Source organism: Streptomyces sp. GLSS-08 (genome assembly GCF_056387915.1).
In genome coordinates, this window is record NZ_JBWJAQ010000005.1 from 407,433 (window position 1) to 417,839 (window position 10,407).

General features: G+C 71.8%; 10 protein-coding genes. 6 read left to right on the forward strand and 4 right to left on the reverse strand.

Translation table 11 applies throughout. The features are described from left to right. Positions 1-215 precede the first annotated feature (215 nt). Both AC0ZLC_RS12065 and AC0ZLC_RS12070 read left to right on the forward strand, forming a co-directional pair. A complete protein-coding gene (locus AC0ZLC_RS12065) occupies positions 216-1,436 on the forward strand; it encodes a sensor histidine kinase (protein WP_476751909.1) in 1,221 nt (406 codons plus the stop codon). After that, the gene (locus tag AC0ZLC_RS12070) at positions 1,433-2,116 is read left to right on the forward strand and encodes a response regulator (protein WP_476751910.1); all 684 of its coding nucleotides are present in this window, start codon (positions 1,433-1,435) and stop codon (positions 2,114-2,116) included. Before AC0ZLC_RS12065 ends, AC0ZLC_RS12070 begins: the two co-directional genes overlap by 4 nt. Positions 2,117-2,365: 249 nt before the next feature. On the opposite strand, the gene nadA is transcribed toward AC0ZLC_RS12070, so the two are convergent. After that, a complete protein-coding gene (gene nadA / locus AC0ZLC_RS12075) occupies positions 2,366-3,550 on the reverse strand; it encodes a quinolinate synthase NadA (protein WP_476751911.1) in 1,185 nt (394 codons plus the stop codon). Between the two features lie 311 nt (positions 3,551-3,861). Between nadA and AC0ZLC_RS12080 the strand changes: the two genes are divergently transcribed. Next, positions 3,862-4,218 (forward strand): HesB/IscA family protein, encoded by a 357-nt coding sequence (locus tag AC0ZLC_RS12080; protein WP_476751912.1) that lies wholly within the window; start codon positions 3,862-3,864, stop codon positions 4,216-4,218. Between the two features lie 180 nt (positions 4,219-4,398). Here AC0ZLC_RS12080 and AC0ZLC_RS12085 read toward each other — a convergent pair whose 3' ends face one another. Beyond that, on the reverse strand, positions 4,399-5,937 hold the full coding sequence (locus tag AC0ZLC_RS12085; protein ID WP_476751913.1) for a hypothetical protein: 1,539 nt from the start codon (positions 5,935-5,937) through the stop codon (positions 4,399-4,401). A gap of 179 nt (positions 5,938-6,116) precedes the next feature. After that, complete coding sequence (locus AC0ZLC_RS12090; RefSeq protein WP_476751914.1) at positions 6,117-6,326, reverse strand: hypothetical protein; 210 nt, start codon at positions 6,324-6,326, stop codon at positions 6,117-6,119. Positions 6,327-6,458: 132 nt separating this feature from the next. On the opposite strand from AC0ZLC_RS12090, the gene AC0ZLC_RS12095 reads away from it, so the two are divergent. Then, positions 6,459-7,433 carry a carbohydrate kinase family protein gene (locus AC0ZLC_RS12095; protein WP_476751915.1) on the forward strand — a complete coding sequence of 325 codons (975 nt, stop codon included), beginning with the start codon at positions 6,459-6,461 and terminating at the stop codon, positions 7,431-7,433. Positions 7,434-7,486: 53 nt separating this feature from the next. Here the strand turns inward: AC0ZLC_RS12095 and AC0ZLC_RS12100 are convergent, their stop codons facing one another. Then, positions 7,487-8,869, reverse strand: coding sequence for an aminotransferase class V-fold PLP-dependent enzyme (locus AC0ZLC_RS12100; RefSeq protein WP_476751916.1), 1,383 nt, complete (start codon positions 8,867-8,869; stop codon positions 7,487-7,489). A gap of 280 nt (positions 8,870-9,149) precedes the next feature. Between AC0ZLC_RS12100 and ctaC the strand changes: the two genes are divergently transcribed. Both ctaC and AC0ZLC_RS12110 read left to right on the forward strand, forming a co-directional pair. Then, entirely contained in the window at positions 9,150-10,109 is a 960-nt protein-coding gene (gene ctaC, locus AC0ZLC_RS12105; RefSeq protein WP_476751917.1) for an aa3-type cytochrome oxidase subunit II, read from the forward strand. Further along, the coding region (locus tag AC0ZLC_RS12110; RefSeq protein WP_476751918.1) for a cbb3-type cytochrome c oxidase subunit I at positions 10,106-10,407 on the forward strand (302 nt) is incomplete at its 3' end. The genes ctaC and AC0ZLC_RS12110, both read left to right, overlap by 4 nt.

A 10,407-nucleotide genomic window follows, 5' to 3' on the forward strand; every position in this document is an offset into this window, starting at 1 on the left:
GTGACCGTCGAGCAGGACGCGGCCGTGGTGAGTCCGCCGACCCGCCTCGCCCCCGGGGACGACGCCGGGTGCCGTACGCGCGAAGGGCGACGCTCCCCGGACAGCCGGACAGCCGGACAGCCGGACAGCCGGACAGCCGGACAGCCGGACAGCCGGACAGCCGGACAGCCGGCAGTGCCGTTCCGCCCCTGGCAGGGGCCCCGTACCTTTGCGGGGTGAGCACCCTCGATCGCGCCCGGTGCAGACTCCGAGCACACCCCCTCGCCCTGGACGCGGCCCTGGCCGCCGGGGTCCTGGCCTGCATGCTGGCCGGTTCCTACGTCGATCCGCATGGCGAGCACGGCGCGACCTGGGGTGCCCGCACCGCAGGCGCCCTCAGCGTCGCGCTGATGGTGCTCGGCGCGGCAGCCCTCGTCTTCCGCCGCCGTGCCCCGATGACGGTCCTCGCCGCGACGGGTGCCGTCTCCCTCGTGGAGCTGGTGACCGGCGACCCCCGCGCCCCCGTGGCGATGTCCGCCGTGGTCGCCCTCTTCACGGTGGCGTCGGCGACCGACCGCCCCACCACCTGGCGCGTGGGCCTGCTCACCATGACCGTCCTGACGGCGTCCGCCATGCTCGCGGGCCCGCTGCCCTGGTACGCGCAGGAGAACCTCGGCATCTTCGCCTGGACCGGCATGGCCGCCGCCGCCGGTGACGCCGTACGCAGCCGGCGCGCCTTCGTGCACGCCATCCGGGAGCGGGCCGAGCGCGCCGAACGCACCCGCGAGGAGGAGGCGCGCAGGCGCGTCGCCGAGGAGCGGCTGCGCATCGCCCGCGATCTGCACGACGTGGTCGCCCACCACATCGCCCTCGTCAACGTGCAGGCGGGCGTCGCCGCACACGTCATGGACAAGCGGCCCGACCAGGCGAAGGAGGCGCTCGCCCACGTCCGGGAGGCCAGCCGCTCGGCGCTCAACGAACTGCGGGCCACGGTCGGGCTGCTGCGGCAGAGCGGCGATCCGGAGGCCCCGACCGAACCGGCCCCCGGCCTGGACCGCCTCGACGAGCTGGCCGACACCTTCCGCAACGCCGGGCTGCCCGTCGAGGTCGCCCGCGCCGACCACGGCACCAGCCTGCCAGCCGCCGTCGGCCTCGCGGCGTACCGGGTGATCCAGGAAGCCCTCACCAACGTGCAAAAGCACGCGGGCCCCGAGGCGAAGGCCGAGGTCAGCGTCGTCCGCGTGGGCTCGAACGTCGAGGTGACCGTGCTCGACAACGGCCCGGGGCACCAGGAGGGGCCCCAGGACGGCGGCGGCCACGGTCTCCTCGGCATGCGCGAGCGCGTCACCGCGCTGGGCGGGACCTGCAGCGCAGGTCCCCGCTACGGCGGCGGTTTCCGGGTCCATGCGATCCTTCCGGTCAAGAACCGCACGTCCGTCACGGGGGGCCCCGCATGACCATCCGCGTCCTGCTCGCCGACGACCAGGCACTGCTGCGCAGCGCCTTCCGCGTCCTGGTCGACTCCGAGCCCGACATGGAGGTCGTGGGGGAGGCGTCCGACGGTGCGCAGGCGGTGCGGCTGGCGCGGGAGGAACGCGCCGACGTGGTGCTCATGGACATCCGTATGCCGGGCACCGACGGACTGGCCGCCACCCGGCTGATCAGCGCCGACCCCGGGCTCGCGCACGTCCGCGTGGTGATGCTGACGACCTTCGAGGTCGACGAGTACGTGGTGCAGTCGCTGCGGGCGGGCGCCTCCGGGTTCCTCGGCAAGGGCTCCGAGCCCGAGGAACTGCTCAGCGCCATCCGGATCGCGGCGGGCGGCGAGGCGCTGCTGTCGCCGGCGGCCACCAAGGGGCTGATCGCCCAGTTCCTCGCGCAGGGCGACCCGGCGGACGACGGACGGGACCCGGCCCGCTCCGAGCGGCTCGGCACGCTCACCGGGCGCGAGCGCGAGGTGCTGGTCCAGGTGGCCGGCGGGCACTCCAACGACGAGATCGCCGAGCGGCTGTCGGTCAGCCCGCTCACCGTGAAGACGCACGTCAACCGCGCCATGGCGAAGCTGGGCGCGCGTGACCGGGCGCAGCTGGTCGTGATCGCGTACGAGTCGGGACTGGTCCGTCCGCGGGCGGACTGAGCTGCACCGCGGTGTAGTGCGCCCGCGGTAGGCGCCGCACGGAGCTGTCTCCATCCCGTTCGCGGCGGCCGGCGCGATCGCTCTGCTGGTCGCCACGGGTACCCCGGGGTGTCCCGGCGCGGTCCCCGGCACCGGCCGGCACCGAGGCCCGGAGCCCGCCCGGGTCTGACCCGGGCCGGCCACCGCACACGCGCGGGGCGCCCCTCCTTCGCGGAGGGGCGCCCCGTCTGTGTAGGTGCGGCGGGAGCGCTACGGCAGCGCCAGCATCCGCTCCAGCGCCAGCTTCGCGAACGTCTCGGTCTCCTTGTCCACCTCGATGCGGTTGACGAGGTTGCCCTCGGCCAGCGACTCCAGGGTCCAGACCAGGTGGGGGAGGTCGATGCGGTTCATGGTCGAGCAGAAGCAGACCGTCTTGTCGAGGAAGACGATCTCCTTGCCCTCGGGAGCGAAACGGTTCGCCAGACGCCGGACCAGGTTCAGCTCCGTGCCGATCGCCCACTTCGAGCCGGCCGGGGCCGCCTCCAGCGCCTTGATGATGTACTCCGTGGAGCCCACGTAGTCGGCGGCGGCCACCACCTCGTGCCTGCACTCCGGGTGGACCAGGACGTTCACGCCGGGGATCCGGGCCCGTACGTCCTCCACCGACTCCAGCGAGAAGCGGCCGTGGACGGAGCAGTGACCGCGCCACAGGATCATCTTCGCGTCGCGCAGCTGCTCGACGGTCAGGCCGCCGTTCGGCTTGTGCGGGTTGTAGAGGACGCAGTCGTCGAGGGACATCCCCATGTCACGGACGGCCGTGTTGCGGCCCAGGTGCTGGTCGGGCAGGAACAGCACCTTCTCGCCCTGCTCGAAGGCCCAGTCCAGCGCCTTCCTGGCGTTGGACGACGTGCAGATCGTGCCGCCGTGCTTGCCGGTGAACGCCTTGATGTCGGCGGACGAGTTCATGTACGAGACGGGCACGACCTGCTCGGCTATGCCGGCCTCGGTCAGCACGTCCCAGCACTCGGCGACCTGCTCGGCCGTCGCCATGTCGGCCATGGAGCAGCCGGCGGCGAGGTCGGGCAGGACCACCTTCTGGTCGTCGGAGGTCAGGATGTCCGCGGACTCGGCCATGAAGTGCACGCCGCAGAAGACGATGTACTCGGCCTCGGGGCGCGCGGCCGCGTCGCGGGCCAGCTTGAAGGAGTCGCCGGTCACGTCCGCGAACTGGATGACCTCGTCGCGCTGGTAGTGGTGGCCGAGCACGAAGACCTTGTCCCCGAGCTTCTCCTTGGCCGCGCGGGCACGCTCCACCAGGTCAGGGTCGGAGGGTGAGGGCAGGTCGCCCGGGCACTCGACACCGCGCTCGCTGCGCGGGTCGGCCTCCCGGCCGAGCAGCAGCAGGGCGAGAGGCGTCGGCTGTACGTCGAGTTCCTGGGGCTGGGCGGTGGTCACCACACGCACCCTTTCTGTTCTGCGGCTCGCCGGACCGTTTCGAGCGGCCCGGCGGGACATGTGGGACAAGCCTTCTCGTCGAAATGACGCTATCTATGATAACCGCTTCACGTCACGTTGACGATGCCCATAGCGTCGATGTGACGTGAATCCCGGCAGGGGTTGTCCACAGCCGCTGTCCGTGCTCCGGTGCATATGCGAGCATGAAGAGGACAGAAGCGAGAAGACACGCTTCGGCCCGGAATGAATCCGCGGCCCCGCCGGTTGCAACCGTCGGCAAGCAGTCTCCGTACAACCCGGGAGAGAAGCAGATGTCCGTATCGGACGAGACCACCACCGTGAGCGACGGCATCATCCTGTCCGACGCCGCCGCGGCCAAGGTCAAGGCCCTGCTCGACCAGGAAGGCCGTGAGGACCTGGCGCTGCGCGTCGCCGTTCAGCCCGGCGGCTGCTCCGGCCTGCGCTACCAGCTCTTCTTCGACGAGCGCTCCCTCGACGGCGACGTCGTCAAGGACTTCGACGGGGTCAAGGTCGTCACCGACCGCATGAGCGCCCCGTACCTGGGCGGCGCCTCCATCGACTTCGTGGACACGATCGAGAAGCAGGGGTTCACGATCGACAACCCGAACGCGACGGGTTCCTGCGCCTGCGGCGACTCCTTCAACTAGACCGGCTCCCCGGCCGAGCGCGGTCGGTGTGTACGGCACGGCCGCGCGCCGAGGAGACATGACGAAGGCGGCGTCCCCGCTCGACAGGGACGCCGCCTTCGTGTGTCCGGAGCGGCCCGCGCGGCCGTCACCGGTGCCCGGCCGTCACCGGTGCCCGGCCGTCATCCGAGGCGTGGGCCGTCACCGGGGCTTCGCCGAGCCCTCCGGAGAGGTCACCTTGCCCTCCCGGACCTCCTTGCCGTCCGTCCCCACGACCTCGCGGCCGCCGAGCGGCGCGTCCAGGTGCACCGTCTGCCGGTAGACCTTGGCGATCAGGATGCAGGCCTTGCCGGGATGCGGTTTCTCGGTCACGGTGACCGTCACCCTGCCCTTGCCCTCCTTGGCGTCGGCCGAGTAGTCGGCGCACACCCCGCCCGTGAAGCTCACGGTCAGGTCCTTGCCGTCGGCGGTGTAGCCCTGCACGCGCACGTCCCGCGGGGCCGGCTGCGAGGTCGGCTCGTCGCCCGGTCCGCTCGGCCGCGGACTCGGCTGCTCGGTCGGGGTACCGGCGGGCTCGGGCGAGGTCAGGTACCGCGGGTCGACGGCCGGATGCGTCACGGTGAACCCGTCGTCCGCCCCCTTGGCCCGCACGTCGAACAGCCAGGACGGCACCAGCGTCTGCCGTCCGTCCACGAAGTGCGCCGCGAGCCCGAAGACCGCCTTCTCCACGGCCACGGACTCCCGCGCCGGCGTGGCGGTCGATCCCTCGCACGGCGCCTCGTCGCGGTCCTTCAGCGGTACCGGGCTCGCGCAGCCCCCGATGCCCTTGCGGCCGCCGCCCGCCGCCGACCCGTTCATCAGGTCCAGCGTCCGCTCCGCCCCGATCACGGGGTACGTGTCCCCCTCGACCGGAGCCTTCAGCTGCCCGCTGCCACCCACCACCTGGCTGTCCCCGCCCACCTGGATGCCGGTGGTCCACCCGTACGTGGGCAGGTCACCGATCCGCGGGTCCGCGTTCACCACCCGGACGGCGCCCATGAGCTGGCGCGCGTCCAGCTTCGCGTCGTCCTGCCCGACGGCCTTCAGCACGGGCGTCGCGGCCTTCCTCGCGGCGGCCTCGCTCACCGCGTCACCGTCCTTGGTGCCCGGGGCGCTCCCGCACGCCGTGCCGCTCTTGCAGTTGTCCGTGCCGGGCGCGTACCGGCTGAACGTCCAGGTGCCCGGCGCCCGCCTGTTCACCTGGAGGCTCGGCCCGGAGCCGTCCTTGTCCGGTCCCACCTTCCAGGTCCCGCCCGCGAGCCTCGGGGTGCCCTTCAGGCCGAGGGCACCGGCCAGCCGGGCCACCTCGCCCTCCGTGACCTCGCCCTTCGCCCGGTAGACGGGCGCGGAGTCCGGGCCGGCGGGCAGTTCGCCGTCCGCGTGGTAGGTCACGCCGTAGGGGTTGGGCTCACCGGGCGCGATGCCGTTGGTGTCCCCGGTGCCGCCCGTGCCGCCCTCGGTGTAGCCGTCGAGGGCCAGCGGCGGGGGAGTGCCGTCGCCGCCGGGGGCGGCCGAACCGCCCCGGTCGTCACCGCTGCCTGCCGCGGTCGTGGCGACGTACGCCCCGCCGCCGCCGACCAGCAGCACCGCGGCCGCGACCGAGACGACGGCCACCGGGGTGTGCCGGCGGCGCTGCCCGGCCGTCCCGGCGGCGCCCTCGGCCGGTTCGCTCGCGTCGTTGTCGCGTCGCTCGGTGCTCACCGCATCGCTCCTTCGGCTCCGCTGCTGTCCCTGTGACCCGACCCTGTCAAAGTCGGATCCTCAGGAGTCGTATACCCCGTCCCCTCCGCGGGGGACGGCGATGAGACGCAGCGGCGGAGCGTGCGGTTCCCCGCGGGCGGCGCCGGGGCCGGCTCCAGGCCCGGTCCGGCCGTTTCCCGTCAGTCGCCGTAGTCGGACATCGCGTCCAGCAGCCGGGCGGAGGAGGAGGGGACGGTGACGCCGTGGATGAGCAACGGGGAGACGGGCCGGGGGGTGGCGTGGTCGGGTGCCGCCCAGTGCCGGACCATCCGGGCGCAGTCGCCGCGCAGCGACGCCAGGTCGCCCTCGGGGTCGAGCGAAGCGGAACCGTGGACCTTGAGGTTCGTCATACCGGCACCGTATGCACCCGGAGGTCACGAAGAAAGATCTACTATCGGGTAGTTTCGCCCGCTTCAGCACTGCCGGTCCAGCCGGTAGCGTGAAGCGTCATCCCCTCCCTCCCGCAGGAGCGTGTCCTCGCCGTGCGTATCGCAGTCACCGGCTCCATCGCCACCGACCACCTCATGACCTTCCCCGGCCGCTTCGCCGACCAGCTCGTCGCGGACCAGCTGCACACGGTCTCCCTCTCCTTCCTGGTCGACAACCTCGACGTGCGCCGGGGCGGAGTGGGCGCGAACATCGCCTTCGGCATGGGTCAGCTGGGCACCTCACCGATCCTGGTGGGCGCGGCCGGCTCCGACTTCCACGAGTACCGGGCCTGGCTGGACCGCCACGGCGTCGACACCGGGTCCGTCCGCATCTCCGAGGTGCTGCACACCGCGCGCTTCGTCTGCACCACCGACGCCGACCACAACCAGATCGGCTCCTTCTACACCGGCGCGATGAGCGAGGCCCGCCTCATCGAGCTCAAGTCGGTGGCGGACCGCGTCGGCGGCCTCGACCTCGTCCTGATCGGCGCGGACGACCCCGAGGCGATGCTGCGCCACACGGAGGAGTGCCGCTCCCGCGCGATCCCCTTCGCCGCCGACTTCTCGCAGCAGATCGCCCGGATGAACGGCGACGAGATCCGGATACTGCTCGACGGAGCCACGTACCTCTTCTCGAACGAGTACGAGAAGGGGCTCATCGAGTCCAAGACCGGCTGGACGGACGAGGAGATCCTCGGCAAGGTCGGCCACCGGGTGACGACGCTCGGTTCGCGCGGTGTGCGCATCGAGCGCGCCGGCGAGGACCCGATCGAGGTCGGCTGTCCCGAGGAGGACCGCAAGGCCGATCCCACGGGCGTGGGCGACGCCTTCCGCGCGGGCTTCCTGTCCGGCCTCGCCTGGGGCGTCCCGCTGGAGCGCGCCGCCCAGGTCGGCTGCATGCTCGCCACGCTGGTCATCGAGACCGTCGGCACGCAGGAGTACCAGCTGCGCCGCGCCCACTTCATGGACCGCTTCACGAAGGCGTACGGCCACGAGGCCGCCGCCGACGTCCAGGCGCACCTCGTCTAGAGGTACGGGACGGACGGCCTCTCCGGGTGACACCGGCAGCCGGAGAGGCCGCGTCACGACACCCGGCGGACCACGTGGGCCGAGCCCCGGTCCGCCGGCTCCTCGCCGACGTACTCCTGCCCCCGCATCTCGCACCACGCCGGGATGTCGAGCCGGGCCGCCTCGTCGTCCGCGAGGACACGGATTGTGCCGCCGACCGGTACGTCTGCGATGACCTTGGCCAGTTCGATGACGGGGACCGGGCAGCGCCTGCCCAGGGCGTCCACCACGAGGGCGTCGGACGCCGCGGGCGTCCTGGCCGGCTCCCCGGGGGCCCCCAGCTTCTCGCGGACCGCAAAGACCGTGCCCGGCAGGACCGCGAGGAAGCGCTCGACCTCCTCGGACGTGGTCCCCGGCGGCAGCGAAACCCGGACGTTGCCCTCGCTGAGGACGCCCATCGCCTTCAGGACATGGCTCGGCGTCAGCGTGCTGCTCGTGCACGACGAACCCGACGAGACCGAGAAGTCGGCCCGGTCCAGCTCGTGCAGAAGTGTCTCCCCGTCGACATAGAGACAGGAGAAGGTGACGATGCCGGGCAGCCGGCGGACCGGGTCACCGACCACCTCCACGTCCGGGACCAGCTCGGGCACCCGGACCCGGATCCGCTCCGTCAGCTCCCGCAGCCGGACCGCCTCCGCGGCCGACTCCGCCCGGACGGCGCGCAGCGCCGCCGCCGCGGCCACGATCCCGGGGATGTTCTCGAACCCGGCCGCCCGGCCCGACTCGCGCTCGTCCACCGGTCCCCGGGGTGCGAACCGCACCCCCTTGCGCACGACGAGCAGCCCGACCCCCGCCGGGCCGCCCCACTTGTGGGCACTCGCCGCGAGCAGGGACCAGTCACCCTCCACCGGTCCCCAGCCCAGCGACTGCGCCGCGTCCACCAGCAGCGGCACCCCCGCCTCCCGGCACGCCTGTGCGACCGCGGCCACCGGCTGTTCCGTGCCCACCTCGTGATTGGCGGACTGGAGGCAGGCCAGAGCCGTGTCGGCGCGCAGGCCCGCCGCGTACTCCTCGGCGGAGACGGCACCGGTGCGCCGTACCGGGACCCGGGTCAGCGTGCCGCCGTCCGATTCGTGCAGCTCCGCCGAATGAAGCACCGAAGAGTGTTCGACCGCTGACACGATCAGGTGGCGTCCGACGCGCCGCCGTCCCCCCAGGGCGCCCGCGATCCCGTCGTGCACGGCACGTGTCCCGGACGAGGTGAAGGCCAGCTCGTCCGGGCGGCAGCCCACCGCGTCGGCGGCCGCCTCGCGGGCCGCGTCGAGCAGCAACCGGGCGCGCCGCCCCTCCCGGTGGAGCCGGGCGGGGTCGGCCCACCCCTCGTCGAGGGAGGCTTGCAGGGCCTGGCGGGCGACGGGGTGCAGCGGTGCGGACGACGCGGCGTCGAAGTAGGACACGCCCACACGCTAACTCTTCCTCCCCCGGTACGGAGAGGGCGTCAGAAACGGCCGGAGCGGGGCATTCCGGAGGTCCCCCGGCGGGCTCCCCAGGGCGAACGGCACCCCTTCGGGGTGCCCGACGGCGCGTTGGGCACCCTCCCCGCGCGACCCCAAATAGCGTCCAGTAGGGTTTGGTCCGCATAAACATCCAAACCCCTGCCCGTGTGCCAGGGCGGCGAGCGACCAGCGAGAAGGCCGTAGCCAACCAGCGCGGGCGAGACTCTCGGGAAGGCGCTACGTGAGTCCCAACGGCTCCGACCGCTCGCCGCGGCGCCCGATGCGGCGGAAGCTGCTGCAGGCACTGACTGCGGGCCTGGTCCTGGCGACCGCGACCGGTTGCACATACAAGGACTTCCCCCGCCTTGGTATGCCCACCCCGACCACGGAAGAGGCTCCGCGGATCCTCTCCCTGTGGCAGGGGTCGTGGGCGGCCGCGCTCGCCGTCGGCGTGCTGGTGTGGGGTCTGATCCTGTGGAGCGCCATGTTCCACCGGCGCAGCCGCACCAAGGTCGAGGTTCCCCCGCAGACCCGGTACAACATGCCCATCGAGGCGCTGTACACGGTGGTCCCGCTCATCATCGTCTCGGTGCTGTTCTACTTCACCGCCCGCGACGAGTCGAAGCTCCTCAGTCTCGACAAGAAGCCCGACGTCACCATCAACGTCGTGGGCTATCAGTGGAGCTGGGGCTTCAACTACATCGAGAACGTCGACGGTTCCACCGGGAACGCGAAGACCGACAAGAACCTGGCCGCGATTCCGCGCAAGTACAAGGACGACTTCCCGGCGAACGCCGGTGGCGTCTACGACGTCGGCACGCCCGGCTCGCGGAACCCGCAGACCAACAACCCCGGCCCGACCCTCTGGCTCCCCAAGGGCAAGACGGTCCGCTTCGTCCTCACCTCGCGTGACGTCATCCACTCGTTCTGGGTGGTGCCGTTCCTGATGAAGCAGGACGTGATCCCGGGCCACACCAACTCCTTCCAGGTGACTCCCAACAAGGAGGGCACCTTCCTGGGCAAGTGTGCCGAGCTGTGCGGCGTCGACCACTCCCGGATGCTGTTCAACGTGAAGGTCGTCTCTCCCGAGCGCTATGAGGCCCACCTCAGGAAGCTCGCCGAGCAGGGACAGACCGGTTACGTCCCGGCCGGCATCGAGCAGACGGACCACGAGAAGAACCGGGAGAGCAACGTACTGTGAGCATCCTCAACGAACCTCAGGGTGCTGCCGGGGCGGAGGCTGAGCACTACCAGAACGAGGTGCCGGTCCGGCGCAGGCAGCCCGGCAACGTCGTGGTCAAGTGGCTCACCACCACGGACCACAAGACGATCGGCTCGCTGTACCTGATCACGTCGTTCGCGTTCTTCTGCATCGGTGGCGTCATGGCGCTGCTGATGCGTGCCGAGCTGGCGCGCCCGGGTCAGCAGGTCATGTCGAACGAGCAGTTCAACCAGGCGTTCACGATGCACGGCACGATCATGCTGCTGATGTTCGCGAC

Coding starts and splice junctions, on each gene's coding strand:
- AC0ZLC_RS12070 (WP_476751910.1), top strand. CDS start 1,433: ATGACCATCCGCGTCCTGCTCGCCGACGACCAGGCACTGCTGCGCAGC.
- AC0ZLC_RS12080 (WP_476751912.1), top strand. CDS start 3,862: ATGTCCGTATCGGACGAGACCACCACCGTGAGCGACGGCATCATCCTG.
- AC0ZLC_RS12090 (WP_476751914.1), bottom strand. CDS start 6,326: ATGACGAACCTCAAGGTCCACGGTTCCGCTTCGCTCGACCCCGAGGGC.